This window comes from Psychrobacter urativorans, from assembly GCF_904846695.1.
GTDB classification, from domain to species: Bacteria; Pseudomonadota; Gammaproteobacteria; order Pseudomonadales; family Moraxellaceae; genus Psychrobacter; species Psychrobacter urativorans.
Window position 1 is genome coordinate 124,020 of sequence record NZ_CAJHBR010000002.1, and the last position, 26,690, is coordinate 150,709.

Genomic DNA, 26,690 nt, shown 5'->3' on the forward strand with positions numbered 1-26,690 from the left:
ATAGTAGGTATTTTATAAGTACATGACGATGAGGACAGTATAATTACTGTCCTTTTTTTGCCGCTAAAACTACGGTTTATAGAATAAAGCGTACTAAAACAACTACTAACAAAATAATTAACTATCACTGTGATATTCAGATTAGAATGAAGCCGATAGTCGTACTGAATAACATCCCTAAAAAGCCATATACCTACCGTAAGGTAACTACAATAAAGGGTCTAATGTGTCAGAGTTAAAACGCATTTTACAGCAGATTACTGCTTTGAGCGAAGTACCCGATGCGGCCATTCTTAAACGCTTAATTGATCACCTAAGAGCAGGAGACAAAGAGCCTGATTTGGCCAATGAAAAGCTACAGGCGCTTATTGATATTTTACATAAACATCCTGAATATGGTAATGGTATTGCCAGCTTTGTATTGAAGCTAATTATCCAATACCGCCAAATCGCTCTTTATACTGATACCGGTATTATGTCGGATCAGGGGTTTTTTAGTAGTCTACGCCGCCTGATTGGTCATCGATTTTTGCCGTTATTACCACAAGATGATTCTGTGGTAGAACTGGTCGGCTATCTGTTTGATAAGCCTCAAGATGAACGCTGGCTGGCAAACGTCGAAAAACAAAAATGGGACGAGTTAGTCAGTTTATTAAAAATACAAGACGATCAACTCAACTTAGTCGCTTCTGTTAAAAACAGTATTCTTAACGCTATAGTTATTTTATCCTATCGAATTAGTGGTATTGGTCTCCACCCTGATTTGATGGAAGCTTATCCTGAAATACTGAACTATTCAGCCGCTTTTGTCGCCCAAAATCAAGAAGCCGTCTTGTTCGTTAATCAATATCGAGAAGCGCATGAGCTGGACACTTTAACGGATATTACTCCTGAACAAGCGGTTAGCCCAGCTCCTTTATTAGTGATGTTGGAGCAGTGTGAAGATATCGTCTCTACCATACGCAAACGTATCTATAAGACCGGTATCTCTATCCATTTGACTAATATGATGTTGCGCTTGGATCAAAGTCTACAGCGCGTACGCATCCTAACCGAGCTGGTTGCTGATCACTCTCAAAAGCGTGATCACGCTATTATTGAGATGATTCAGACCCTAATTGAAACGGCTAATCGTCGCTATAGTATAGGCTATCTGATTGATAACAGTACTAAGCTGCTCTCGCGTAAAGTGACGGAAAATGCTAGTCGCGTTGGGGCGAACTATATTAGTACCGATAAAGCTGGCTATCGAAAAATGTTTCAAAAGGCATCTATCGGTGGCCTTATTATCGCTTTTATGGCGACCCTAAAGATACTGGCTTATCATCTGGCTCTTGCCCCTATAGGACGAGCCTTTATTAATAGTATGATTTATGGCTTAGGCTTTGTCTTTATTTATGTGGTTCATGGCACAGTGGCTACTAAGCAGCCGGCGATGACGGCGGCAGCTATTGCTTCTACCATCTCAGACAGCTCTGGCAAAAAATCACATCAGTTGACTAAATTGTCAGAGTTAGTAGTGGATATCCTACGTACTCAGTTTATCGCCATTATGGGTAACGTCATGCTAGCGGTTCCGGTAGCATTAATAATATCCTATGCCTGGTTGCAATATACTGGTGCGCCAATGATTAATACTAACAAGGCGGCACACTTACTGCATGACCTCGACCCTTTTCATTCGCTTGCCCTACCGCATGCGGCCATCGCTGGGGTCTATTTATTCTTATCGGGACTTATTGCTGGATACTACGATAACCTAGCTGTTTATAATCAAATTGGCCCACGTATTCGTCGTCACTGGTTACTAAGGTATCTGTTACCGCGGTCTTGGCTAGAGCGCTTGAGTGGTTTTGTGGAGGCCAACCTAGGCGCTATCATGGGTAACTTTATCTTTGGGGTGTTCTTAGGAAGTACAGCTACTGTTGGCTATATCCTCGGCTTACCGATTGATATACGCCATATTGCCTTTGCTTCAGCGAATTTGGCCCATGGACTATTCAATATCTCATCGTCTCAAATGAGCTGGCCATTGATTTTAATGTCTATTTTAGGAGTAGCTTTGATTGGCATGGTTAACTTGATGGTTAGCTTTTCGCTGGCACTGTTCGTGGCTCTAAGATCTAAAGAAGTGCGTTTCTTTGAATGGGGACGCTTGACCCAACTGGTCGTCAGTCATATCTTTAGCCATCCTTCAGACTTTTTTTGGCCGCGTGATAAGCCTATGAAGTATGCTCAGATTGACAGTCAAGGTCGTATGATCTTTGAAGATAGCTCTGCACAGCAAGGTAACAAACCTATTCCTAATAACTATGTGGTTAGACGCCTATCTGACGTAAAGATATCGCCAGATATTGTCAAAGTAGTGGCTCAAGGAATACAATCTAACACTAACATTAATTATGACCAGCAGCCAAGCGATAGCACGCAGACTATAAAAGCTATGGCATCCCCTAAGAAGATTATAGATTTGGACGATGGTCTAATAGATGAGGAACTAAATAGCGTTCCTTATATTGATGACATACAGTACGATCAGATCACTAAAACCTTGGGGGCGAATGCCGATACTGGACAGCCAGTAGCTGCTGATCATAAAGCTAGCGGTGATGCAAAAACCCCTTTACCTAAACCGAGTAAGCCCCCTAAACTACCTGATTGATTGGCTTAAATACTATAACCATTGACTACTAAGCGCTTAAGGCTTCGGACAGTGAGCGCTTGAGGTAATTACTTTGCCATCACCTAGGCGATAGGCTAATAAGTAATTACCCCAAACACAACCACCATCTAGTGCTCGTGCATGAGGTAAATCAATAGTGCCTTTAAGGGCGGCCCAATGGCCAAAAAGTATTTTGCGCTCACGTGGGACTTGCCAGTCAAACCAAGGTAAATAACCTGTTGGAATAACCTCATCAAGACCGGAGGTAAAAGTAAACTCCAATCCCCCATCCTGCTGACACAAACGCATACGTGTTAGGTAATTAGCGATAGCACGCATCTTAGTAAAACCATTTATTCCAGCATGCCACTCATCCGCACTCTTACTATATAGATGCGGTAAAAGCCGCCCAAGCTGCTTGAGGCTGCCTTGCAACTGTCCCTCTAGCTGCCGGGCATAGTCTGCTGCTTGCCCAATAGTCCAATGCGGTGGAATACCAGCATGTACTAATACCGTGTGGCCATCTGGATAAGCCAACAGCGGCTGATGGCGCAACCAATTTAGCAATTCATTTTTATCATCTGCAGCAAAGATAGGCGCTGTCTTATCCTTTTTTTTCATCTTAGTAGCGCCTAGCCATACTGCTAACAGATTAAGGTCATGATTACCTAGTACCGTAGCCGCTGCACCAGTTTCGCACAATGCTTTTACATCACGTAGAGTTGCGAGTGAATCCTCACCGCGCGCTACTAAGTCACCGGTAAACCATAATTTGTCTTGCTTGGGATCGAAATCTAAAACGCTAAGTAGCTGTTGATAGGCGCCATAACAACCTTGTAGGTCGCCGATGACATATTGGTGGCGAAAACTCATAGTGCCTCAAAATCTGAAAGTGAATAAATAATGATTATAAAATTAAATCTAAATTAGAGTAATGCAGTCAACCAACTTACTCTTATAAGCAACTGACCTTTGCCAGAGCTTCAATCTTAGTCTTCAGTCAGCGGTGACTGTAGCTCCACTTGCTTCGCTTGATTGGTCAAGGCCACAAAGTCTCTGACACTAAGTGTCTCTGGACGAGCTTGGGGATCAATACTACAAGCAGCGAAGTCTTGCTCGCTAAGGGTTGGTAATAGTGTTGATTTTTTGAAGATAGCCCGTAGCGTTTTGCGACGATGGTTAAAGGTCTCACGCACTACTATGGCAAAATAATCTTCATCAGCAGCTACTATCGGCTTATCGACGTGTGGGGTCAGGCGAAAAACAGCACTAGTGACTTTAGGCGGTGGATTAAAAGCCCCACGCGGAACGGTTAACAGATAATCAGTATCACAATAATACTGCATAATCACGGACAAGCGTCCATAAGTCTTACTACCGACGTCAGCAGTGATACGCTCAACGACTTCTTTTTGAAGCATAAAATGCATATCTTCAATAACATCAGCATAGCTAAGTAAATGGAACAGTATGGGCGTAGAGATATTATAAGGTAAGTTTCCTACTACTCTTAGCTTGCCACGCTCACTGCTATATAACTCACGATAATCTACATGCATAGCATTAGCTTTGATGATCTCAAAGTTAGGGTGGCTATTGGCACCAATACGTATGCGCAAGCTATCGGCTAAATCACGATCCAGCTCAACTACAGTCATCGCATCGACTTCAGCTAATAAGGGCTCAGTCAACGCTCCCATACCGGGACCGATTTCGATTAAATTATCATCACGCTCAAGACGTATGCTATCGACGATTTGACGAATAACACTAGCATCATGCAAGAAATTCTGCCCAAAGCGCTTGCGAGGTTGGTGTTTAGCAGCACGTAGACTATTGGCAAGGGTTTTGGCATCAAACGAAGGTTTAGACATAAAGGTTTCTTACTTAATATAATAAAATGGTTTTTGCACTAACTTGCCTTCAAAAGCTTAGCAGTTATCGGTGTCAAATTATAACACAGCTCGAAAGCTGCATGCATTGTAGCGAAACTATTGATTTATATATATCAAAAAATAACTATTAATGCAGCGCTAAGGCTTTGTTTGCCATCTCATCAGCCATCACCAGCGCTTGATAAAGACTAGTAGAACTAGCACCGACACCACCAGCCAAATCAAGCGCAGTACCATGATCGACCGAAGTACGAATATAAGGCAGACCTAAAGTCAAATTGACGGTATCACCAAAGCCGTGCGACTTAAGTACAGGCAGTCCCTGATCATGGAACATGGCAATAACAGCATCACACTCAGCTAGATGTCTAGGCGTAAATAAAGTATCTGCCGGCATCGCCTGTGAGATATTAACCCCAGCAGCTATAAACTCTTGCAATACCGGATTGATAATTTCAATCTCTTCCATACCCAGATGCCCACCCTCGCCAGCATGCGGATTAAGGCCACAGACTAAAATACGTGGCGCTGCCAAACCAAATTTTGTGCGCATATCATCGAGGACGATTTGTACGGTTTGCCTGACATTTTGACTAGTAATAGCAGCCGGTACATCTTTGAGCGCTAAATGGGTAGTCACTAAAGCGACTTTCATCGATTGATTGGCTAGCATCATAACGACTTTATCACAGCCACTTTGCTGCATAAAAAACTCAGTGTGACCGCTAAACATCGTACCGTCTAATAGCTTGATACCAGCATCGATCAAGGCTGATTTTTGCAACGGCCCTGTAACGATAGCCGCTACCGTATTGTTGATAGCCAGCTGATGCGCTATCTCTAACTGCCGTGCGACCATAATCGCATTATTAATATCAATTTGACCCGCAACAACTGGGGCACCGCAAGCGATGTCGAGTAAGATGAATGCCTTATCAGTAGTCGGCTGCTGCGCTATCTGCGCTATCAGTTCCTGAGTATCTAATTTAGTGTTACCTTCTGCCGCTACTGTCTGCCAAGACGGACAACGGCTTAGTACCCCAGCAGCTAGCAACTTGTCAGCACGGGCTTGCATAGCTTCCGCTTCGGCTGTTACCCAAATAGGTCGATCAAAATCTTGCAGCTTACCCTCTTCTGCTAATAACAGTACTACATCCATACCAATACCGGCAGGCTCGCCAGTGGTAATCAGTAACGGCAATTTTCTCATAAAAATAATCCTTATTTTTGCTATGTATAGTATTTTTTTAACTGGTTTTTATTCTTCTATATCATGATAGGCTTTAGAGTTTTGCCTTGAATAGCGAATCGCTGACCTATATAAACTTACTAACAGCAGGCTTTAAAATGGCATAATGTGTTAAGCTTTCGCTTTTGATTGTATCATCTATTAACAGCATACTAAGCGCTGTTTTGGTACAGCTATTATTGGTTTTTTAGAGTGACGTACTGCTTATTCTCTATAGTTCTAGCCGTACTTCAGCGCTAATAATGTTGCGAACGACTCTAAAAACCAACTATAAAAACTGAATTTAAAAACCGAGTCTAAAACTGACTCTAACAACTGGGCACTCATGGCAGACACTGATAAAACCGACGACTTACTCAATCAACAACCGCCACACAATATTGATATCGAAAAGGCGTTGTTAGCCTCACTGATGAGCATTGAAGAGGCTTATGACAAGATTGCAGATATCGTCACCAAAGACGACTTCTATGCTGGCCGCCATCAGCATATTTTTGCGGCAATTGCTCACTTAGCCGCGGTAAACGAGCCTTATGACACAGTGATGGTGCATGACTGGTTAGAAGCTCAAAAGCTACTCAAAAGTGCCGGTGGCGATAGCTATTTGGCCGATATATTGAGTCAAAGCCCAGCGACCCTATTTAACTTGACCGCCTATGCCCAGCGAGTTCGTGAGCTGTCCACTTTGCGCCAGCTGATAACCACTGGTAACGAGATGCTTAGCCTAGCGTACAATCCAAAAGATCAATCGGTTAGTGATATCTTAGATAGCGTTGAAGCCACTATCTTTAGTATTAACGAGCAACATAATAAACGCGCAGAACAGCGCGGACCAGTCGGTATAACCGCCGTATTGACCAACGTTATTGACAAGATTCAAGAGCTTAAGTCCAATCCTGATGGCATGATTGGCTTACAGACTCCTTTTACTGAGCTTAATAATAAGACTCAAGGCTTGCAGGCTGGTGACTTAGTGATTGTTGCCGCCCGCCCATCTATGGGTAAGACTACTTTTGCAATGAACTTAGCCGAAGGGGTGTTATTTAACGAGAATCTACCCGTAGTAGTGTTCTCGATGGAGATGCCTGCCGAGTCTATCGTCATGCGTTTACTGTCCTCGTGGGGTGCGATCAATCAGACTCATTTGCGCTCAGGACAGATGAACGAGGACGAATGGGCAAAGATGATGAACGCTATTCAACATCTACAATCCAAACACTTATACATCGATGACAGTACAGCGCTCCCTCCTTCGGAACTACGCTCACGCTGTCGCCGTATCGCCAAAAACCATGATGGCAAGTTAGGCGCCATCATTGTCGATTATTTACAATTAATGAAAGTCCCTAATCTAGACGGTAACCGTGTAGGAGAAATCTCGGAAATCTCACGGAGTCTTAAAGCCTTAGCACGTGAGCTTGAATGTCCGGTTATTGCCTTATCGCAGCTCAACCGTAGCCTCGAAAACCGTCCAAACAAACGCCCAATCATGTCAGATTTGCGTGAGTCTGGTGCTATTGAGCAGGATGCCGATTTGATTATGTTTATTTATCGCGATGAAGTCTATAACGAAAATACAGATCATAAAGGTGTCGCTGAAGTCATTATCGGTAAACAACGTAATGGTCCTATCGGTACTCTACGCTTGGCCTTTGAAGGTCAATACACACGCTTTACCAACCTTACTCCCGAGTACTATCAAGGGGTTACTTTTGACGATGAATAATCATTAAAAGAAATAGTTTTGATCATAATTTATGGTCAAAACAAACAGCCATGATGATAGAGTTAGCTTTAGCGACACTCCATTTATAAACTCCATCTACCACCAGCAGTTGCTATCGAAAGTAAATCGCTGTCAACGAGAACAGCTTTGACTACCCGCTAGGTTAAAATACTGCAATACAAGAAGTCTACTATGCGTACTGCTACCGTAACGATCAAGCCTGATGCCCTAACCCACAACCTAAGGCAAGTGAGGAAACTAGCGCCAAAATCTAAAGTGTTAGCGATGGTAAAAGCTAATGCTTATGGTCATGGTATTGCGGTGGCACTGCCTGCATTACAGCAGGCAGACGGTATCGGCGTTGCTAGCTTTACTGAAGCATTAGAGGCTAGAGAGTTAGGGTGGCAAAAGACTATAGGCTTAATCGAAGGAGTGTTTAGCGCTGATGAATGGCAGCAGGCTATTGATAATGACTTTAGTTGCGTGATACATCATTTGCCTCAGCTTCAATGGGCACTAGAGAATGTGCCTGATGCCGATAGTCCTACGCGCACAGTATGGTTGAAATACAATACTGGGATGAACCGTTTAGGCTTCGCTGACGATACAATCGTTGAGATCGCAAAACAGTTGCACAGTGCAGGTTACCAGCTCATTTTGACTACTCACTTCGCCAATGCTGACAACAACGAGCATCCATTAAATGCTAAGCAAATACAGTGTTTTTCAGCAGTATTAGCAGGGTTAAAGCAGACCGTAAGCGCTGATATCAAAGCCTCATTATGTAACTCAGCTGGGATAATAAACTTCCCTGAGTATCACTATGATTGGGTACGCCCGGGCATCATGTTATATGGTAGCTCACCTGTAATTGATAAATGCGCTGATGAGCTTAGCTTGCAACCAGCTATGGATTTTAGCGCAAGAATTATGGCGATGCAAATTGTCAAAGCTGGCACCGCTATTGGCTATGGTAGCCACTGGCTCGCCGAGCAGGATACTAAGACGGCGCTAGTCAGCATTGGCTATGGCGACGGCTATCCGCGCGTAGTGGCTGACTGTGCTGAGGTCTGCGTAATAGATGCCAGCAGCGGCAAAAGCTATCGCTGTGCTATACGAGGGCGAGTAGCTATGGATATGATCACTATCGATATCAGTGCTCTTCCTGAAAACATCGCTTTGGACAGTCGAGTGGTACTTTGGGGTGACGCTCCCCACGTCGATGAAGTAGCAGCATACGCTGGCACGATTGGCTACGAGCTACTATGTAGGCTTAGTTTACGTCCGGAACGACAAGTCTGTTCAAGCTTATAAATTGGATGTAAATTGGGCGTTTACATTAAAAGTAATTCCGCTATACTAAAAGTTTGTTATCGTTATAGTCCGGCTATATATTCTATGGCCACTTACCTGCAAAATGCTTAGGTTACAGGCTGACAGCTGCCGTAATTATTGACTACTGATAACCTTTTATTTCACTGACCGTGTTCGACTGCTAGGATTGCTATGAGCTTGCGCCATTTTTTGACCTTATCTGATTTGAGTAAACAAGAACTAGAAAATCTAATCATACGTGCCAGCGAACTGCGAAAAATGCAGCATGCTGGTGAGATTTATCAACCTTTCGTTGGTCGTACTCTAGGGATGATCTTTGAGAAATCCTCTACTCGTACTCGTATCTCATTTGAGACTGGTATGGGTCAATTCGGCGGTAGTGCGATATTTTTATCACCCAATGATACTCAGTTGGGCCGTGGTGAGCCGCTTGAGGACTCAGCTCGAGTCATCTCTAGTATGGTCGATATTATTATGATTCGTACCTTTGGCCATCAAAAAGTTGAAACCTTTGCTAAATACTCAAGTGTGCCCATTATCAATGCTTTGACCGATGAGTTTCATCCTTGCCAGTTGCTGGCTGACATGCAGACTTATTATGAGCATCGCGGTAGTATTGAGAACAAAATCGTCACTTGGGTTGGTGATGGCAATAATATGTGCGCCTCATTTATGCAAGCTGCCAATCAATTCGGTTTTGAGCTAAGAATAGCAGCGCCTTATGGTTTTGAACCTGATGCTGTGCTTATGAAACGCTTTTCACATTGCGTCAGCTTAGTCGAGAACGTACAAGATGCGGCAAAAGATTCCAATTTAATTGTGACGGATGTCTGGGCTAGTATGGGTCAAGAGTCAGAACAGAATACTCGCGCCCGTAGATTTGCCCCTTACCAAGTTACCCCGTCATTATTAGACAAAGCCGATCCTGAGGTGTTGTTTATGCATTGCTTGCCAGCCCATCGTGGCGAAGAGATTTCTCATGATATGCTCGATGACCCACGCTCAGTAGTTTGGGATGAGGCTGAAAACCGTCTACACGCCCAAAAAGCTTTGATGGAATTTTTATTAAAAGATAAGATTAAGTTGTCGGTATAAAGTGACCGACTAATACTGACAGCCTATAGATTAGTATTGGCACCCTATAAAAGTCCCAAGACAATATTTCAAGATAATGTTTCAAGACAATAATCTAGTCCAAAAATCCAGTACCATAAATAAAAAGGCAGACTATTGCTATAGTCTGCCTTTTTATGGTTTGAAAATCTTATATAAGACGTTTATTTTTATAAAATACTTAATGCCTTGTAGCCATAAAATACACAGCTTTAACGCGTTAAGACTTGTACCCCATTGCTACTGGCTTTTAATAAAACATCGGCTTGATTGGCCGCAAAGATACCGTTGCAGACTACTCCCACGATATTGTTTAGTTGCTGTTCAAGTGCGCTTGGATCACTGACATCTAAGTCATAAGTATCCAATATCACATTGCCATAATCGGTAACAAAGTCTTCACGATATACCGGTTCTGCACCCATCTGCACTAACTGCCTAGCGACATAAGAGCGTGCTTGTGGCAGTACTTCGATAGGGACTGGGAACTGGCGCCCTAGTATCTCAACGCTCTTACTGTCATCAACCATACAGATGAATTTTTTTGAGGCGGCGGCGACTATTTTTTCACGAGTCAATGCGCCACCTCCACCTTTAATCAATTGCAAATTGGCATTAACTTCATCGGCACCATCGATATAGACATCTAAAGTACCGGCAAAGTTTAAGTCAATAATATCAATACCAAGCGCACGCAGCTTGTCTTCGGTCACTTGCGAGCTGGCAACCGCACCGGCCAGCCTGATTGTAGGTAATAATTCAATCAGACAATTGACCGTACTACCTGTCCCTACACCCAATATCATATCTTCTTCGATGTATTGTAGTGCGGCTTTGGCAGCGGCTTGCTTTTGTGCGTGCTGATCACTCATGATAAGTCCTTGGCGGAATAGAAGGGGGATGAATGCTGTTGGCGAATTCTTGGCTATTATAACTGATAGCGGTAAACGATGGCTACGCTTGATGTCAGCTCAATCTTCTAACGAACCCGCTATGATAAATAATTTTGTGCGCAAACCTTGCAACATGATAGGAATCAGCATAATCTAATCTATTTATTTTTTATACTAACTTATCGCCTGTTAATTCATCACTGAGATTAGGAACCACTATGCTGTCACATTGGGTACGAGCTATTTTACAAGCCACTGTTTATGATGTTGCCATCCAAACCCCACTTGAGGCTGCACCTAAGCTGACCCAGCGCTATAACAATGACATTCGCCTAAAGCGTGAAGACTTGCAGCCGGTTTTTTCCTTCAAATTACGGGGTGCTTATAACCGTATCAGTCAGTTGAGTGAACAACAAAAAGCGCGCGGCGTTATTTGTGCTTCAGCCGGCAACCATGCTCAAGGCGTCGCCTACTCTGCTCGCAAGCTTAATTTAAAAAATATTATTGTAATGCCAACCACTACTCCCGATATCAAAGTCGATGCCGTTAGAGCACTTGGCGGTAATGTCGACTTATATGGTGACAGCTTTGATGAAGCTAATCGCTATGCCATTGACCGTGCTGAGAGAGAGGGACTGACCTTTGTACCACCATACGATGACGAGCTAGTGATCGCTGGACAAGGTACTATTGGCCTTGAGCTGACTCAACAATGGCGTAATATGGATTATGTCTTCGTAGCAGTAGGTGGTGGTGGTCTTATCTCAGGTATTGCCGCCTTTTTGGGCGAAGTAGCGCCACATGTCAAGGTTATTGCTGTAGAAGCTGAGCAATCCGCTTGTCTAAAAGCTGCTTTGGAAGCTGGTAGCCGAGTAAAACTCGAACAAGTCGGCTTATTCGTCGATGGAGTAGCAGTCGCTCAAATCGGTGAACTGCCTTTTGATGTTGTGCGTATGCAAAAGAGCGATAACTCAGGGCCAGTAGTAGAGCCTGAAGTGATTACTTGTACTAATGATGAAGTCTGCGCGGCTATCAAAGATGTATTTGAAGAAAACCGCAGTATCGTCGAGCCAGCTGGTGCATTATCTGTTGCTGGCATGAAGAAATATATCAAAGCTCATGACCTACAACATAAAAACTGCGTAGGCATTATCTGCGGCGCTAATATGAATTTCGATCGCTTGCGCTATATCGCTGAGCGTACTGAAATCGGTGAGAAAAAAGAAGCTATCTTTGCGGTCACTATTCCCGAAAAAACAGGGGCATTTTTAGATTTCTGCCGTAGCCTACATGGTCGTAACATCACTGAATTCAATTACCGTGCTGATAATAGACAGTCACCAGACTCAATGGACCCTGCAGCAATCTTCGTCGGCATCGCTTTAAAAGAAGGCGAAAAAGAGCAGCAAATTATCAGAGCGCAATTTTTGGAAGATGGTTATAGCGCTCATGACTTAACCGATGATGATATCGCTAAATCTCATATTCGCCATCTGATTGGTGGCCATGCTCATGTAGAGAATGAGCAACTATTAAAGATTTCTTTTCCTGAGCGTCCGGGTGCTTTGCTTAGCTTTTTAGAAAAGCTGGGCAACGATTTTAATATTACTTTATTCCACTATCGCAATCATGGCGCTGCCGAAGGTCGGGTGTTAGTAGGCTTGCAAGCTTCAGAGAGTAACTCACGCCAGCTACAAGACGCCCTTCTCGATATCGGCTATGACTGCACTTTGCTTAACGATAACATCGGCTATCAACTATTCTTAAAATAGTCTTTGAAAATAGCTATTTGTCTAAATATCTGAAGTTTTAATAAGTCTAGTGGATATATTTTTTATAAATTCGCTAGGCTTATTTTTGAGTTATCAATGCTAAGAGCTTAGATTAGTAATAATTCATCATTATTTTTAATAAAATGGATTTTTGAAAAGCGGTCCCTCTTTTAATTGCTAAATAAAACACCATTATGAATATAGTCTATTGATATCAATGAGGTTTTGATGAAAAAACATAATAAAAATCATGATCAGCCTAGTCATAGTCAACCTAATGAAGTACGCATGCGTATCGATAAGTGGCTATGGGCAGCGCGTTTTTATCGTACTCGTAACCTTGCTAAAGAAGCTATTGAAAGCGGGCGTGTACATTATGCAGGCAGCCGAGTCAAAACCAGTAAAGAGATTGCTGTTGGTGATGAGCTCCAGATTCGTCAAGGCTCTGCGACAGCTATGACTGAAAAGACGATAATCGTCGAAGCCTTAACCTTGCAACGTGGCAATGCAACTGCGGCGCAAGTGTTATATTCAGAAACCGAAGAGAGTGAAGAGCGCCGTGCCTATTATGCTGAACAGCGTAAGCTTGCTAACCTTGCTCGTCCTGACAATAAGCCCAACAAAAAGCAACGTCGTGATTTGCAGCGCTTCAGAAATGATCAAGACTAGCTTAATATCTGTTATTGACACTTTGTGTAGTTAATCCATTAGATTTTTAATAGGTTATCTATTAGCACCACCTGTTTTAGTAGACGTCATTTTTTAAGCCATAGCTTTTTTAATTAACAATACTAACGGTCTGAGTAGTTCAGGGCAGTCATCATTGAATACTATTGACTATTAAAGCGGTAACTTTGCACTCTCAACAAGCGCTATAAGTGACGCAATTGATTGCTAGCTACCCTTGCCATTGTTAGTATTAACCGTTACGCTAGGCATTCAATTTTAGGTAGGCAAACCACCTTGTAGATCTCGATTGTTTGCCGCCTATTTTTTATATGATTAGGGCTGGTTAAACATGCCTAAGTTTCAATAGGTTACTCTATGCTGATTAAAGCTTCTGCCCCCTCTTCTGTACTATTGGTTTGTTTAGGGAACATTTGCCGCTCACCTACCGCCGAAGAGATATTTCGTCAGCAGACGGCGATTGCTGGGCTGGATATGAAAGTTGATTCTGCTGGCACAGGCGATTGGCATATAGGTCACTCACCTGACATACGTGCGCAGCGTCATGCTAAGTCTAATGGCTATAACATTAGCAAGCTAGTAGCACGTCAAGTGACTAATGAGGACTTCACTAACTTCGATCTTATCTTAGCTATGGATACGCAAAACTTAACAGATTTGCAGCTGATAAAAGATAGCATTGAAGTCAGTAATAGCGCATTAAAAAAGCCACTAGCACGCCTCGCTTTATTTAGTGAAGAAGACCCTATTTATAGTGGCGATGATGTTCCAGACCCCTATCAAGGTGATGCCGATGCCTTTGAAGAGGTTATCAGACGTATTGAGTCGAGTTCTCAAGCTTGGATTGAGAGTTGGAAAACCAGTTAAATCCAATCCTGTTCAGCACTGATGCATTGATCATTAATAAGTAAGCGCTTATTGAAGTAAGTGCTTATAACCATAAATCTTTGTTGTCACTGCATTTAACACTCGAGTGCTATAGTTGTTCTATCAGCGCTCTACTTTTTGCGGCACATATGCGCTATAACAGGCTAGAAAACTTACCACGATAGCCCATCTTTATAAATGGCGCTATTTTACTTTAGATCGTCTGTATAATACTCGACGTTAGCGTTTTTACTTATCGAACAGGTCGCCTTATGATCACTGCTTTGTGCTCTGACTCTACTGCTCAAAACATCAGCACTGATGCTGATTTGTCACAGCTCAATACTATGGCATTAGCTTGTGTGGCTGATACTGCGGTGCTTCTCCACACTGAAACTCAGCTCGACCAGTTTATGGCCCGCTATACTGTAAATAACCAAGCAGCGCAATCGCTATTCGTGTTGTCTGGTGGCAGCAACGTACTGTTGCCGGATCGACTAAATGCTATTGTATTACGGCCTTTAATGACTGGCATTACTGTACTGCACAGCAACGCAGAATATGTCGATATCGAAGTAATGGCTGGTGAGAACTGGCATGACTTAGTCGTTTATACTGTCGATAAAGGCTGGTATGGACTGGAGAATTTGGCCTTAATACCAGGCTTAACTGGGGCCGCCCCAGTACAGAATATTGGCGCTTATGGCGTACAGTTAGAAGACTGCATGCTGTCTGTACGCGCGTATCATCTACCCACTCAAACTTGGCATGATTTGTCAGCAGCTGACTGCCAGTTTGGCTATCGCGACAGCATATTTAAACGCGCCCCCAACACTTGGCTTATCAGTCGGGTAAACTTTCGACTGCATACTGATGCGACTAAGGTTTCTGCTAGCTATGGCGATGTAAAAACTGTCGCACAAGATTATGCTCAGCAGCAAGGACGACTGCATCCTTCGCCACTAGATGTGATGAAGGCTATCATCGATATTCGTCAGTTAAAGCTTCCAGATCCTAAACAACTCCCCAATTGTGGCAGCTTTTTTCAAAATCCAGTCATTGGGCAAGCCCAATTTACTGAGCTAAAAGCTAGCTATCCTACTATCGTTGGCTACTCATTACCTGATGACAAAGTGAAAGTAGCTGCCGGTTGGTTGATCGAGCAAGCAGGGCTAAAAGGTGGCGGTATCGAGCCTATCCTTACTCATCAGAAACAAGCCTTAGTACTAACCAATCACCGCCCCTATCTGGCTACTCAGACTGAGGTAGCTCAAGCTCAGGCTTATATCGCCGACTCTATCTATCAAAAATTTGCTATAACTTTAGCGCGTGAGCCTGTCTGGGTTGAGGCTGATGGGTCAATTGGATCTAGCGATCATGAGGTCTAAATCCCTTTGGTCGCTGCGTTTATGGCGCTATTATCTGCGTTCAGCTGAGCGTACTATCAAGATATTTCGTATTATTAATATCACCTTTGTGCTCGGCTCTACTATTATCATTATTGTCCTAATCAGCTTATTTACTCCTTTGTTCTCAAGAGCCGTGGTTTATCTATTGCAGCATTTACCACTGCCTACTATGAAGGGAGCCGCGATGAGCTCACCTCCGACTGCCTATGTAATACTTGGTGGCGGCCTGACCAACGATGCTGATAACGACATTATATTGAATCGTTATAGTCTTAATCGGGTACGTACATTAGCTAGCGCTTATCATGACTTGCCTCTGCCTGTAGTGCTTAGCGGTGCTGAATCACCTTGGATGGGACAGTGGCTTATAGAGCATGGTATTGATGGTTTAATCAGTGAAAATGCTAGTATGAATACTTGTGAAAATGCTCGCTTTACCGCCAAACGCATCCCGCTAAATCATATTTATCTGATCACCGATAGCTATCATATGGCACGTGCACGACGTCAGTTTGCGCTCAATAATATAAATAGTACGCCGATCAATGCGCCCCTACCTTTGCCTCGTGATTGGATGCAACCGGCACAGAACTTAAGTCATTCAAGACGTGCTGTCTATGAAATTGCCGCTTATTTACGTGACTTATTACGTCCACAGTCTAACTGCCGTAGCGCTGAAGAAGTCAGTATTCAGCAGCTACTAACCCCTAGAGGCAAGGCTACCAAACCTCTGTCTGAAACTCTACTCTAGGCAAGAGACTTCTTTTACTTAGCTCATTTCATCAATCAGCAGATAATAGGCGTATAATACAGATTATCACTTATAGCTGAATGGCTATCCAAAAGGACTATTATGCTCAGTATATTCTTGTTAATACCTTTGAGCTTGATGCTATTTGTAGTGGCTATTTGGGCAGTGCGCTATGCGGTCAAATCCAATCAGTTCGAGGATTTAGACAATGCCTCGCAGCGTATTATCCTAGATGATCGTCAAGAGCGTCGCCAGACTATGCAAATGCATACAGCAACTACTGATAAAGATGTTGACTCTAATACTCAACAACCCACATTGCAACACAACGATATTCAGCCAAAAAAAGCTGATACTGATAACGATTAGCTGCAATATTGCTCCTACCACACTAGTTTATGATAAGAGATATGCCCTATGACTACTGCTTTACTGATCGCGGCATTATTTATGGGGTTTTTTGGTTCGCCCCATTGTTTAGGTATGTGCGGCGGACTAGTCGCTGCTTTTAGTTTGTCCATGAAAGAGGTCAGCCCTGCCAAGCGCCGAGCTTTGATTGCCACTTATCATATTGGTCGTCTGCTCAGTTATGCCTCTTTAGGATTGATTGCTGGTCTTTTAGGTACTGCCGTATTACAGCCGTTAATGGTAGGTAATAATATTCCCCGTATTCTACTAGGGTTAGTCTTAGTTTTCGTTGGCATGACCATGCTTGGCTTGCCCTTCTTGACTAAGCTTGAACGCTTTGGCATGCGCTTTTGGCAAGCCCTAGCCCCCCTACGCAAAAAGGTCTTCCCTCTGACTACTTTCCCACGAGCTTTGACTGCTGGTCTATTGTGGGGGTTCTTACCTTGTGGTTTAGTATATGGCGCTCTACTCATCGCGGTTGTCGGTCATGACCCGTTGACTGGGGCGGTATTGATGTTTGTCTTTGGTTTAGGCACCGTCCCTATGTTGGTGGCTACTCATAAAACCGTAGGCTGGATGCGCAACCAAATTGGTCGTTTGCGTTTGCGTCAGTTGAATGGTGCTATCATGGTAATATCAGGATTGGCAGTCGTCGTGATACCTTTGGCTATGACTACTATGCATGGAGGCCATGATATGTCTTCTATGTCTGACTCACAAATGGCAGATATGCCTATGCATGATGGTATGGATATGCATGAGGGCATGGATGCGACTATGGATCATAGTAACCATAATATGCCAGCCACTGCTGATGCTAAGCAAGATATGGACCCGCATATGGATCACAGCATGCACGATATGCCTGATGACAGTATGACTCACGACCATATGAATAATGAAAAATAAACCCTTTAACTTCTATTGCTGCTCTTATAAACAATAGCTGCAAAAAGCAATATCGCGCAAAACCACAAATTTAAAAAATAATTTTAAAAAAAGCCCTCAACGTCATCAGCAACGTTGAGGGCTTTTTATTAAGTTAGCGACTGGATTTAGTTTTCAGTATCCATAGATTACTATTCTTGCCACTGCTCAAGAGTGAACTTAGTATCCAAGTGCTTTTCAAGGGCTGGAATATTAAAAGCATCATCTTCACTAACGAAACTGATACTAATACCTGTCTGCCCAGCTCGACCAGTACGACCAATACGATGGACATAGTAGTCCGGCTGATCAGGTAGAGTGTAGTTCACTACATGACTAACATCATCAACGTGGATACCACGTCCAGCCACGTCGGTAGCTACTAAAACTGTGGCGTGACCATCTTTAAAACGCTGTAAATACTTTTCACGCTTTTGTTGAATCACATCCCCTGATAGCATCACTATATTATAGGCTTGACGCAGCTTATGATATAAGCGCTTAACTTGATCCTTACGATTGGCAAAAACGATTACTTTTTCCACATCTTGGTCATTAATAATGCGTTCTAGGGCGGCCAATTTCTCACTCTCTGCCAGCAAATAAAAGTGCTGTTCAACTAGCTCGCTAGTCTTATGTTCAGGCTCAATCTCCACGAACTGTGGTTCGTGTAACCAGCGATAAGCCAAGTTCATTACATCTTGATTAAAAGTGGCGGAAAACAATAAGCTTTGACGCTCAGTATTGGCAGGCATACGCCCTACTAAACGCTTGATATCAGGAATGAAGCCCATATCGAGCATACGATCTGCTTCATCAAGCACTAGAACTTCTACTCGATCTAGGTAAACCATACCTTTATTCATCAGATCAATAAGGCGTCCAGGAGTGGCAATTAAGATATCAACATAGTCACGCTCTAGCTCGTGCTGTTGAGTCTCATAATTAGTGCCACCCATAATACAGATACTGTGTAGAGAAGTGTATTTGGTTAGCTGCATACAGTCATCAAAGATTTGCTGAGCCAGCTCACGCGTAGGAGCCATAACTACAGCACGCGGCTCACCTAGATAGCGTTGCTCATCACTAGTAAATGGGCGGTTGAGCAGCGCTTCCATGATAGTAATCAAGAACGTGGCGGTCTTACCAGTACCTGTTTGCGCTTGTCCAATGGCATCCTGATGAGCCAGTGTGTGTGGCAATATTTGCGCTTGAATAGACGTCAATTCAGTAAAGCCCAAATCACTAACAGCACGTAATGTTGCATTTGAGAGTGGCAAATCGGTGAATGTGGTAAAATTACTCAAAAGTTTTCCTTATTTATTCAATAGGCTCAGCCCTAGTAGCACTTATCTAACGTAGCGCTTACCTAAAACCAAAAAAAAGCCGAGCCCAACTGTCTATAGATCATTAAAAAGGTAGCAATTATTGCTACCTTTCTAAACTAAGACAGGCTCGACTCAGTAGTATAGCAGTAGTTTAGGCCAATATTAGGGCAAAACGGCTATAACCACTAAATAGATTATTCTTCTACTTTTCTAACTTCTTCAGCTTGTAAGCCTTTTTGACCTTCGACTACATTGAACTCAACTTTTTCGCCATCTTTTAAAGAGCGGTAACCATCACCTTGAATAGCGCGGAAATGGACAAAGATATCTTCACCGCTATTGCGCTGAATGAAACCAAAACCTTTTGAGTCATTAAACCACTTGACGATACCTTGTTCGCGATCTGACATAATATTACTTCCTAAAACAGTGCTTAGCCCCAAATTCCTTTGCAACATTGCATATAAACGGGGTCCAAGATTATAAAATAAAAAATTAGGAATGCTTACTTAAAAATAACTGACTTTGAGTAAACACTTTAAAAACTATACTGACACCTGCTTTTATTGTTAATAAATCAATGTAAAGAGCTTCTCAATGATGAGAGGGTATGTTCTACCGCATTTATTAATGACCACTTAACCCTTTATATAAAGGCCTGCAGCTTATCAGTAACAAACTTGCAATATTTATTGCATAAAAAATATCATAGCACGGGTTTTTAGTAACATAAAGTCTTTTAACATGATTTAAGATGAGTTAGTAAATTTTCCTGTAATCTTTTTATGCTTGGCTAATTGAGCTGTTATTATAAGCAGTCAAAAACGTAAATAGCTCTTACACTACTCTGTAACCCGTTTATTTATCTATTGAGTGCTAGCAATAATCATTATCTCCCTATTGCTTTTTTTTAACACTGTTGTAATTGTCTTGAGCACAGCTGAAGCATTAATAAGCGCTTTTAAATAGCGAACTTACTTATAACCTCCTCGATAGCACTGTATGGATACTGATATGCCCAAACTGAACCGAAAACTACTATTAATCAACGGCGTCAACCTCAATCTATTGGGCAAACGTGAGCCTGAAATTTATGGTCATACCACTTTGGCGCAGATTGAAACAGCTTTAACAAGCCTTGCCGCAGAGCATAATATTGAGCTCATTTGTATTCAGTCTAATCACGAAGGTAAGCTAGTCGATGATATCCAACATCATGGCTTACTCACTGATGCTAAGATGCAAGTGGATGCCATTATTATCAATCCTGCGGCCTTTACTCATACTTCTGTTGCTATACGAGATGCATTATTGGCAACTCAAAAGCCATTTATTGAAGTGCACTTATCTAACGTTCACGCGCGTGAGAGCTTTCGCCAGCATTCTTATCTGAGCGATGTGGCTGTGGGTGTTATCAGCGGTCTTGGCTCACTAGGGTATCAGATGGCTCTAGAGTACTGGCTAACTAACTTATACCCGCTAAATTTAAAGCCCTAATAAATTCAATAATTTATTCTTTATTGGTGCTGTGCTGTATTGGTTCCTGACTGGTCCTGCAATGAACTCGCACTGAACTCTACTAGTCAATGGGCTAAAGGCTGACTAAACTAGCTAATCAATTAAATAATGGCTAACTAAAAAATATCTAAGTTTGTCCTTGTAATGACCTTGCTAGGTCTGCACTTATATAAAGCGCAAGGCCTAAAGCCAGTGGATGAAAATTAGCTCTATCAAAGCTAGTTATTGCCATGAGTTTAGCGCTCGTAAAAAAACGGTATGCTGCAAGCTAGCAACTCTATAATTAACAACCCTCTATATGGTGATATGAATGGCAAAGTCGTCTGGAAAACGCTTTATGAAACTCGCTGGTATGACTGCAAGTATTGCAGGTAAAGCGGCGAAGAACTCATTAAAGCACCTCTCTAGTGACGAAGAGAAGCGCTTGCAAGCACGCTCAGAGTTGATGCAGGATGTGGGTGTTCAGATCGCCCAAACCCTCGGTGAGATGAAAGGTGCGGTAATGAAGGTGGGTCAAATCGCATCACAGTACAAAGATGTGTTTCCACCTGAAGTGGCAACAGCACTGGAAAAGCTGCAAAAAGATGCGCCTCCTATGCCCTACTCGCAGATCAAAGCGCAGGTTGAGCGTGAGCTAAAAGCGCCTATCAAAGATCTATTTATCGATTTTGAACAACAGCCTTTTGCCGCAGCTTCCATTGGTCAAGTGCATAAAGCCACCTTACCTTCTGGTCAAAAGGTAGTCGTAAAGGTGCAATACCCTGATGTCGATGAAAACTGTGATAGCGATCTAAAACAAGTACGTATGGCCTTAAAAATAGCCGGCGTCCTTAATATGAGTCGTGAATTACAAGATAAGCTGTTCAATGAAATTCGCCAAAGTCTACATGACGAGCTTGACTACACTAAAGAAGCTCACAACCTACAAGTATTTGGGGCTTTTCATGCTAATGATGAGGGCCTTATTATTCCTAAAGTGATCGATAGCCATTCGGCTAGACGCGTGCTAACTTTGACTGAAGAGATGGGGGAATCTCTTAGCGTAGCCGCAACTTGGGATAATAATATCAAGCAAAAAATTGCCACACGCTTATTTCATTTTAGCGCCGGTCAGTTGTTTGGCTTATATCGAATGCACTGTGATCCGCATCCTGGCAACTTTGCTTTTCGCGAGGATGGTAGTGTGATTGCTTATGATTTTGGCGGTATTCGTAGCTATAGCGACAGTGAAGTGAAGCTATTTCGCCGCTTTGCTCAACATGCTGTGTCGAGCGATGTTACGGCTCTTGAGCAAGACTTAATCGCTCTTGGTGTTCGCCGTGATGATGAAAAAGACGTTCCAGGTGAGTTTTACCAGACTTGGCTAAGTATCGGCCTTAAACCGCTATCTATCCCCCCTTACCAAGAAGGGCCGTTTGATTTCGCTCATAGCCAAGTACACCATGAAGCTATTACCCAAATGCGTAGCTCATTAAAGTACTTCGGTCAGTTCCAGCCTTCAGCGACTACTATGATGCTAGATCGCACGGTATCAGGACAGTATTGGAATTTAGTTAATTTAGGAGTAGAGATTGATCTCTCATCATTGGTTGTCGAATATCTTGATAACCCTTAATAGCCGTATGCTTTGATCACCCTCAAGGCAACCCAGCTAGCCACAACTCTATAGTGATGACGGTATAGGTCTATTAGGGATGCCTGACTGGCAGGCTAAAAAACATTAATAAGCATGAATAACTAGCATGACTATTAGCTATAATTATTGATAACTGCTTATACGTGCAACGCATGGCCACAGCGATCACAAAACTCGGCATTTATTGCATGACCAAATTTACCGCAGTTAGGACAAGCAATAGGATTTAGCTGTGGGCGCATATTACGTGCCAGCTCAGCCGTAAAAATACCTGTCGGTACGGCAATGATTGAATAACCCGTTATCATTACCATAGATGCAATCGCTTGCCCGATTGGGGTCTTAGGTGACATATCACCATAGCCGGTGGTAGTTACTGTCACGACTGCCCAGTAAATAGATACAGGTATACTAGTAAAGCCATTTTCCGGCCCTTCTACTACATAGATAATCGAACCAAAAATAGTCACTAACAGGACTAAAGATAAGAAAAACACGGTGATTTTTTGTTGGCTAGTCTTTAATGCAGAGGCCAAAAATCCAGCTTGTTGCATGTAGGCTTTAAGCTTAAGGACTCGAAACACTCGTAGAATGCGCAATATTCGAATGACTAATAGATACTGCACGCCTACGAATATCAGACTTAAATAGCTCGGCAATACTGATAGTAAATCCACCACCCCAAAGAAGCTAAACATATAACGAAAACGATTGGGGGCAGAAAACAGTCTCAACCCATATTCAATAGTAAATAGAATAGTAAAGAACCATTCTGCATAAAAGAATATAGTGCCAAATTGCAAGCGCATATATAACACGCTGTCGAGCATAACCACCGACACACTAGCTAAAATGGCAATTAATAATACAATATCGAAAAACTTACCCGAATGAGTATCCGTTCCTTCAATAATGATATGAATGCGATTGCGCAAATGGGTAATGGCTTCAGTAGTCGGCTGCTTCATAGAATAGTCAGTAATCTCATAATATCAGAGTCTTGATGATATTGAATGATGTGAGTGGTCATCGATAGTCATGACCCATTTCAATAGGTCATAGTGGTCAAAACACCCAAAAGTGGTTTATAATATTGAGCGCTTTTATTGATAAGGGCAATCATATTGTGAGCTCATTTGCCACAGTGTAACAAAAAACCGCTTGCAACAATATACAAATCGTTAACTCAAGCGTAAGCTTGTGAAAGAAATAAGTACCACCACTGCTTTTAGATTAGAAATATAATTAACGCCTCAATTCTCATTAAGGCTATCTAAGCAGCTATTTGTATAAGTATTTTTATAAATATAAGTATAAGTATAAGTATAAGTATCACTATAAATATAAAACCTCGAAACAGTTAAGCTCTTGTAGGTAACTGTTATCGCAAATGAATTAGTCGCCTCTCCTGATCTCGCATTGAGTCAGGCAGACGTCTTCTAAATAAAGTAAGGATATCGTATGGCAGGTCATTCAAAATGGGCAAACATTAAGCACCGTAAAGCCCGTCAGGACGCGGTAAAAGGTAAAATATTTACTAAGATTATCCGTGAAATCGTCTCGGCAGCTAAGCAAGGCGACCCTGATCCTGATAAAAACCCACGTCTGCGAGCGGTCATCGAAAAAGCACTGTCAGTTAACATGACTAGAGATACCATCAATCGAGCGGTTGATCGTGGTACAGGTGGTGGTGACAATGAAAACATGGAAGAAGTCAACTATGAAGGCTATGGAATCGGTGGCGTAGCCGTATTAGTAGAAACCTTGACCGACAATCTCAATCGTACTGTTAGTGAAATACGCCATGCTTTTACTAAGCATGACGGCAATCTGGGGACTTCAGGCTCAGTCGCTTACTTGTTTAACAAGCGCGGCGAGATTAGCTTTGATGACATTAGCTTAGAGGATGAAGTCATGCTAGTGGCTCTGGATGCTGGTGCAGTAGACATTGAAAACGATGGTGAGAGTCTGTTGGTTATTACTGAAGTAGAGAGCTTTGGCTCAGTAAAAGATGCCCTTGATGCAGCGGGTCTTATCTCCAATAACGCTGAAGTAACTATGTCACCGGCAACTACTGCGGAGATTGATAACCTCGATGATGCTGAAAAAGTGATGAAAATGATTGATATGTTAGAGGACATTGATGATGTGCAAAACGTCTATACCAATGTCAATTTCTCTGATGCTGTCATGGCAGAGCTTGAAGAGTAATCATTGCCCTGTAGCAAAAAAGCCAAACGTCTATACAACGTTTGGCTTTTTTTATAATCATCTTTAGTCAATAGTCATTTTACAGCTTACAGCTTACAGCTAACCCCCTCTAGCGCTAGCAAATGCTGTTTTTTATCTAAGCCACCAGTATAGCCACCAAGCTTACCGTCACTGGCAATAACTCGGTGACAAGGAATGATGATACTTAGCGGATTTTTGCCATTAGCATTAGCAACCGCCCGAAACCCTTTTGGATTATCAACATTCTGCGCAAGCATGGCATAACTAATGGTTTCGCCATGCTTGATATCAAGCAAAGCTTGCCAGACTTTTTGCTGGAATGGAGTACCTAAGCTGGTATCAAGCGGCAAATCAAAAGCCTGACGCTCTGCTTGTAGATACTGCTGCATTTGAGCAATAGCCGTCAACAATAATTGCTGCTCTAGATCACTAGCCTTTAACTGCTGTACGGCTATAAACTCAACCTCCAAACCAGCGAGATTATAGCGCTTTGTTAAAGTGCTCAACTTTATACTGTCCTGCCAGCTCTCATCTGCTTCTAGCCAAGTACAGCAGATAAGCTTTGCCGTACCGTCTATTGTATGACTGGCCAGCAATAAAGAAGATTCAGGGAAAGCTACTTGAGCTTGGTCTTTGCCTGCTAACACTATGCTGGTTATGATCATAATCTTCATCCCTATTGATGATAAATGAACCGCTTATTAAACGTTGACTAGGCTACTAAAATTAGACATCATCAGTTTCAAACAACGCAGCCACAAACTGTTTAGGACTAAAGGCGCGTAGATCATCGATTGACTCACCGACCCCGATATAACGAATAGGCACATCCGTGGTTTCAGCGATATTGAATACTACGCCGCCTTTAGCCGTCCCATCTAATTTAGTAATAGTAATTCCTGTTAGAGGAACCACTTTATTAAACAGCTCCACTTGATTAATAGCGTTTTGACCCGTGCCTGCATCGAGGACGATCATGCCTTCGTGAGGCGCAGTAGGATCAGCTTTACGCATCACACGTACTACTTTTTCTAACTCATTCATAAGATAAGTTTTATTCTGCAAACGCCCAGCAGTATCAGCAATCAACACATCGATGTTTTTTGCTTTGGCTGATTGCATAGCATCAAAAATAACTGAGGCACTATCAGAGCCGTGACCTTGTGCCACCACCGGAATATTATTGCGATCTCCCCAAATCTGTAACTGCTCAGTAGCAGCGGCTCGAAAAGTATCACCAGCGGCTAGCATTACTGACTTGCCCTCACCCTGCAGACGTTTGGCAAGCTTACCGATAGTAGTCGTTTTACCTACCCCATTGACTCCAACCACTAAAATAACAAAAGGCTGTTTGCTGCTGTCTATCACTAGCGGAGCTACTTTAGGAGTCAAGATATCGACTAGCTCATTTTGTAATGCTTTATATAATGAGTGGGCATAAATCAAATCACCACGATTGGTTTGTTCGGTCAAATTTTTGATAATACGATTAGTGGCATTGACCCCAATATCAGCGACCAATAGCTGATCTTCGACTTCTTCTAACAGCTCATCGTCGATTTCTTTACCGCCGATCAGTATATTGACCATCCCACCGGCTAAGTTTTTACGGGATTTGGCCAGTCCGGACTTCATGCGATTGAACCAGCTGCCTTTTTGTCGACCTTGGGATTCATCGCTCTGTGTGGCATCACTCTGCATTTCTGGTGCTGTGGTTGAGCTTATAGCGCTATTACTGTCAGTATTGCTATTACTAACGCTATCAGTAACGCTGTTACTGTTACTATTACTATTGCTATTACTATTACTAAGATTATCCCCAAGCTGCGCTTGCAGAGGCATCTTCGGTATAGCCGCTTGAATAACAGCCGACTGTACAACATTATGATCGCTAATCGCTATCTCTTCAGGCTTGCTATCGAATTCAGGAGCTATTAGTGGCGCGCCTAAAGCGATGTTGCCTACCACCGTAGCACTAGATAGGCCTCTATCAACAAGTGCTTGATTGTCACCATGATTGCTATCACTAAGGTCTGTATCAATAGCAGTGGTACTAGTAACACTAGTGTCTGATGCAGATAGTAAGGTTGGCTCACTCAGCGCTTCATCGACAATAGCTACTGATTGGGTGGGCAAACTGGGTAAGGTGATATCATCGTCATCTAAATCATCAAGACTGCCATCGAGATTGATCACCACACGATTGCTGTTGTTCGGATTATTCATAAATTTGCCCTACAAGTTAGCATTATTATTAATGGGTTTATTCTAAAGTGGTTTTC

General features: G+C 42.6%; 23 protein-coding genes. 14 read left to right on the top strand and 9 right to left on the bottom strand.

Annotation, left to right across the window (positions count from 1 at the left end; translation table 11 throughout):
* The first annotated feature begins 226 nt into the window (after positions 1 to 226).
* Positions 227 to 2,662, top strand: coding sequence for a site-specific recombinase (locus JMY09_RS02650; protein WP_201622046.1), 2,436 nt, complete (start codon positions 227 to 229; stop codon positions 2,660 to 2,662).
* 36 nt (positions 2,663 to 2,698) lie between these two features.
* Here JMY09_RS02650 and JMY09_RS02655 read toward each other — a convergent pair whose 3' ends face one another.
* From JMY09_RS02655 to pdxA, 3 genes are all read right to left on the bottom strand, one after another.
* Positions 2,699 to 3,535: a symmetrical bis(5'-nucleosyl)-tetraphosphatase gene (locus JMY09_RS02655; protein ID WP_201622047.1), complete on the bottom strand. Its 837-nt coding sequence runs from the start codon at positions 3,533 to 3,535 to the stop codon at positions 2,699 to 2,701.
* A gap of 116 nt (positions 3,536 to 3,651) precedes the next feature.
* Positions 3,652 to 4,536, bottom strand: a complete 885-nt coding sequence (gene rsmA, locus JMY09_RS02660; RefSeq protein ID WP_201622048.1) for a 16S rRNA (adenine(1518)-N(6)/adenine(1519)-N(6))-dimethyltransferase RsmA — start codon at positions 4,534 to 4,536, stop codon at positions 3,652 to 3,654.
* Between the two features lie 148 nt (positions 4,537 to 4,684).
* Positions 4,685 to 5,767 (bottom strand): 4-hydroxythreonine-4-phosphate dehydrogenase PdxA, encoded by a 1,083-nt coding sequence (gene pdxA, locus JMY09_RS02665; protein ID WP_201622049.1) that lies wholly within the window; start codon positions 5,765 to 5,767, stop codon positions 4,685 to 4,687.
* Between the two features lie 364 nt (positions 5,768 to 6,131).
* Between pdxA and dnaB the strand changes: the two genes are divergently transcribed.
* The 3 genes from dnaB (at position 6,132) to argF (ending at position 9,962) form a co-directional block, all read left to right on the top strand.
* A complete protein-coding gene (gene dnaB / locus JMY09_RS02670) occupies positions 6,132 to 7,532 on the top strand; it encodes a replicative DNA helicase (RefSeq protein WP_201622050.1) in 1,401 nt (466 codons plus the stop codon).
* Positions 7,533 to 7,724: 192 nt separating this feature from the next.
* Positions 7,725 to 8,846, top strand: a complete 1,122-nt coding sequence (gene alr, locus JMY09_RS02675; protein WP_201622051.1) for an alanine racemase — start codon at positions 7,725 to 7,727, stop codon at positions 8,844 to 8,846.
* A 192-nt stretch (positions 8,847 to 9,038) separates the two neighbouring features.
* Entirely contained in the window at positions 9,039 to 9,962 is a 924-nt protein-coding gene (gene argF, locus JMY09_RS02680) for an ornithine carbamoyltransferase (RefSeq protein ID WP_201622052.1), read from the top strand.
* Positions 9,963 to 10,192: 230 nt separating this feature from the next.
* Here argF and rpiA read toward each other — a convergent pair whose 3' ends face one another.
* The gene (gene rpiA / locus JMY09_RS02685; RefSeq protein ID WP_201622053.1) at positions 10,193 to 10,852 is read right to left on the bottom strand and encodes a ribose-5-phosphate isomerase RpiA; all 660 of its coding nucleotides are present in this window, start codon (positions 10,850 to 10,852) and stop codon (positions 10,193 to 10,195) included.
* A gap of 239 nt (positions 10,853 to 11,091) precedes the next feature.
* Between rpiA and ilvA the strand changes: the two genes are divergently transcribed.
* The 7 genes from ilvA to JMY09_RS02720 all read left to right on the top strand — a co-directional run bounded on the left by ilvA (position 11,092) and on the right by JMY09_RS02720 (position 17,676).
* Positions 11,092 to 12,645 carry a threonine ammonia-lyase, biosynthetic gene (gene ilvA / locus JMY09_RS02690; protein ID WP_201622054.1) on the top strand — a complete coding sequence of 518 codons (1,554 nt, stop codon included), beginning with the start codon at positions 11,092 to 11,094 and terminating at the stop codon, positions 12,643 to 12,645.
* Positions 12,646 to 12,873: 228 nt separating this feature from the next.
* On the top strand, positions 12,874 to 13,314 hold the full coding sequence (locus JMY09_RS02695; RefSeq protein ID WP_201622055.1) for an RNA-binding S4 domain-containing protein: 441 nt from the start codon (positions 12,874 to 12,876) through the stop codon (positions 13,312 to 13,314).
* 375 nt (positions 13,315 to 13,689) lie between these two features.
* A complete protein-coding gene (locus tag JMY09_RS02700) occupies positions 13,690 to 14,199 on the top strand; it encodes a low molecular weight protein-tyrosine-phosphatase (protein WP_201622056.1) in 510 nt (169 codons plus the stop codon).
* Between the two features lie 272 nt (positions 14,200 to 14,471).
* Positions 14,472 to 15,587 (top strand): UDP-N-acetylmuramate dehydrogenase, encoded by a 1,116-nt coding sequence (gene murB / locus JMY09_RS02705; RefSeq protein ID WP_201622057.1) that lies wholly within the window; start codon positions 14,472 to 14,474, stop codon positions 15,585 to 15,587.
* On the top strand, positions 15,577 to 16,359 hold the full coding sequence (locus tag JMY09_RS02710) for a YdcF family protein (RefSeq protein WP_201622058.1): 783 nt from the start codon (positions 15,577 to 15,579) through the stop codon (positions 16,357 to 16,359). The genes murB and JMY09_RS02710 overlap by 11 nt, the downstream gene beginning before the upstream one ends.
* Positions 16,360 to 16,461: 102 nt before the next feature.
* Positions 16,462 to 16,728 (top strand): cbb3-type cytochrome oxidase assembly protein CcoS, encoded by a 267-nt coding sequence (gene ccoS, locus JMY09_RS14485; protein WP_227677121.1) that lies wholly within the window; start codon positions 16,462 to 16,464, stop codon positions 16,726 to 16,728.
* A 48-nt stretch (positions 16,729 to 16,776) separates the two neighbouring features.
* The gene (locus tag JMY09_RS02720; protein WP_201622059.1) at positions 16,777 to 17,676 is read left to right on the top strand and encodes a sulfite exporter TauE/SafE family protein; all 900 of its coding nucleotides are present in this window, start codon (positions 16,777 to 16,779) and stop codon (positions 17,674 to 17,676) included.
* A 170-nt stretch (positions 17,677 to 17,846) separates the two neighbouring features.
* Here the strand turns inward: JMY09_RS02720 and JMY09_RS02725 are convergent, their stop codons facing one another.
* Positions 17,847 to 19,001 carry a DEAD/DEAH box helicase gene (locus tag JMY09_RS02725; protein ID WP_201622060.1) on the bottom strand — a complete coding sequence of 385 codons (1,155 nt, stop codon included), beginning with the start codon at positions 18,999 to 19,001 and terminating at the stop codon, positions 17,847 to 17,849.
* A 215-nt stretch (positions 19,002 to 19,216) separates the two neighbouring features.
* Positions 19,217 to 19,432, bottom strand: coding sequence for a cold-shock protein (locus JMY09_RS02730; RefSeq protein WP_201622061.1), 216 nt, complete (start codon positions 19,430 to 19,432; stop codon positions 19,217 to 19,219).
* A 604-nt stretch (positions 19,433 to 20,036) separates the two neighbouring features.
* Between JMY09_RS02730 and aroQ the strand changes: the two genes are divergently transcribed.
* Together aroQ and JMY09_RS02740 are read left to right on the top strand one after the other, a co-directional pair.
* Positions 20,037 to 20,519: a type II 3-dehydroquinate dehydratase gene (gene aroQ / locus JMY09_RS02735; RefSeq protein ID WP_227677122.1), complete on the top strand. Its 483-nt coding sequence runs from the start codon at positions 20,037 to 20,039 to the stop codon at positions 20,517 to 20,519.
* Positions 20,520 to 20,850: 331 nt separating this feature from the next.
* On the top strand, positions 20,851 to 22,155 hold the full coding sequence (locus JMY09_RS02740) for an ABC1 kinase family protein (RefSeq protein ID WP_201622063.1): 1,305 nt from the start codon (positions 20,851 to 20,853) through the stop codon (positions 22,153 to 22,155).
* Between the two features lie 158 nt (positions 22,156 to 22,313).
* Here JMY09_RS02740 and JMY09_RS02745 read toward each other — a convergent pair whose 3' ends face one another.
* Complete coding sequence (locus JMY09_RS02745) at positions 22,314 to 23,144, bottom strand: ion transporter (RefSeq protein WP_201622064.1); 831 nt, start codon at positions 23,142 to 23,144, stop codon at positions 22,314 to 22,316.
* 493 nt (positions 23,145 to 23,637) lie between these two features.
* Between JMY09_RS02745 and JMY09_RS02750 the strand changes: the two genes are divergently transcribed.
* Complete coding sequence (locus JMY09_RS02750; RefSeq protein ID WP_201622065.1) at positions 23,638 to 24,387, top strand: YebC/PmpR family DNA-binding transcriptional regulator; 750 nt, start codon at positions 23,638 to 23,640, stop codon at positions 24,385 to 24,387.
* 86 nt (positions 24,388 to 24,473) lie between these two features.
* Here JMY09_RS02750 and JMY09_RS02755 read toward each other — a convergent pair whose 3' ends face one another.
* On the bottom strand, positions 24,474 to 25,073 hold the full coding sequence (locus tag JMY09_RS02755; protein ID WP_201622066.1) for a methylated-DNA--[protein]-cysteine S-methyltransferase: 600 nt from the start codon (positions 25,071 to 25,073) through the stop codon (positions 24,474 to 24,476).
* A 61-nt stretch (positions 25,074 to 25,134) separates the two neighbouring features.
* The gene (ftsY, locus tag JMY09_RS02760) at positions 25,135 to 26,109 is read right to left on the bottom strand and encodes a signal recognition particle-docking protein FtsY (RefSeq protein ID WP_227677137.1); all 975 of its coding nucleotides are present in this window, start codon (positions 26,107 to 26,109) and stop codon (positions 25,135 to 25,137) included.
* Between the last annotated feature and the right edge of the window lie 581 nt (positions 26,110 to 26,690).

Bases quoted from the DNA above. Each gene is read 5' to 3' on its own strand.
- JMY09_RS02655 (WP_201622047.1), bottom strand. From the start codon at position 3,535: ATGAGTTTTCGCCACCAATATGTCATCGGCGACCTACAAGGTTGTTAT.
- rsmA (WP_201622048.1), bottom strand. From the start codon at position 4,536: ATGTCTAAACCTTCGTTTGATGCCAAAACCCTTGCCAATAGTCTACGT.
- pdxA (WP_201622049.1), bottom strand. From the start codon at position 5,767: ATGAGAAAATTGCCGTTACTGATTACCACTGGCGAGCCTGCCGGTATT.
- dnaB (WP_201622050.1), top strand. From the start codon at position 6,132: ATGGCAGACACTGATAAAACCGACGACTTACTCAATCAACAACCGCCA.
- alr (WP_201622051.1), top strand. From the start codon at position 7,725: ATGCGTACTGCTACCGTAACGATCAAGCCTGATGCCCTAACCCACAAC.
- argF (WP_201622052.1), top strand. From the start codon at position 9,039: ATGAGCTTGCGCCATTTTTTGACCTTATCTGATTTGAGTAAACAAGAA.
- rpiA (WP_201622053.1), bottom strand. From the start codon at position 10,852: ATGAGTGATCAGCACGCACAAAAGCAAGCCGCTGCCAAAGCCGCACTA.
- ilvA (WP_201622054.1), top strand. From the start codon at position 11,092: ATGCTGTCACATTGGGTACGAGCTATTTTACAAGCCACTGTTTATGAT.
- JMY09_RS02695 (WP_201622055.1), top strand. From the start codon at position 12,874: ATGAAAAAACATAATAAAAATCATGATCAGCCTAGTCATAGTCAACCT.
- JMY09_RS02700 (WP_201622056.1), top strand. From the start codon at position 13,690: ATGCTGATTAAAGCTTCTGCCCCCTCTTCTGTACTATTGGTTTGTTTA.
- murB (WP_201622057.1), top strand. From the start codon at position 14,472: ATGATCACTGCTTTGTGCTCTGACTCTACTGCTCAAAACATCAGCACT.
- JMY09_RS02710 (WP_201622058.1), top strand. From the start codon at position 15,577: ATGAGGTCTAAATCCCTTTGGTCGCTGCGTTTATGGCGCTATTATCTG.
- ccoS (WP_227677121.1), top strand. From the start codon at position 16,462: ATGCTCAGTATATTCTTGTTAATACCTTTGAGCTTGATGCTATTTGTA.
- JMY09_RS02720 (WP_201622059.1), top strand. From the start codon at position 16,777: ATGACTACTGCTTTACTGATCGCGGCATTATTTATGGGGTTTTTTGGT.
- JMY09_RS02730 (WP_201622061.1), bottom strand. From the start codon at position 19,432: ATGTCAGATCGCGAACAAGGTATCGTCAAGTGGTTTAATGACTCAAAA.
- aroQ (WP_227677122.1), top strand. From the start codon at position 20,037: ATGCCCAAACTGAACCGAAAACTACTATTAATCAACGGCGTCAACCTC.
- JMY09_RS02740 (WP_201622063.1), top strand. From the start codon at position 20,851: ATGGCAAAGTCGTCTGGAAAACGCTTTATGAAACTCGCTGGTATGACT.
- JMY09_RS02745 (WP_201622064.1), bottom strand. From the start codon at position 23,144: ATGAAGCAGCCGACTACTGAAGCCATTACCCATTTGCGCAATCGCATT.
- JMY09_RS02750 (WP_201622065.1), top strand. From the start codon at position 23,638: ATGGCAGGTCATTCAAAATGGGCAAACATTAAGCACCGTAAAGCCCGT.
- JMY09_RS02755 (WP_201622066.1), bottom strand. From the start codon at position 25,073: ATGATCATAACCAGCATAGTGTTAGCAGGCAAAGACCAAGCTCAAGTA.
- ftsY (WP_227677137.1), bottom strand. From the start codon at position 26,109: ATGCAGAGTGATGCCACACAGAGCGATGAATCCCAAGGTCGACAAAAA.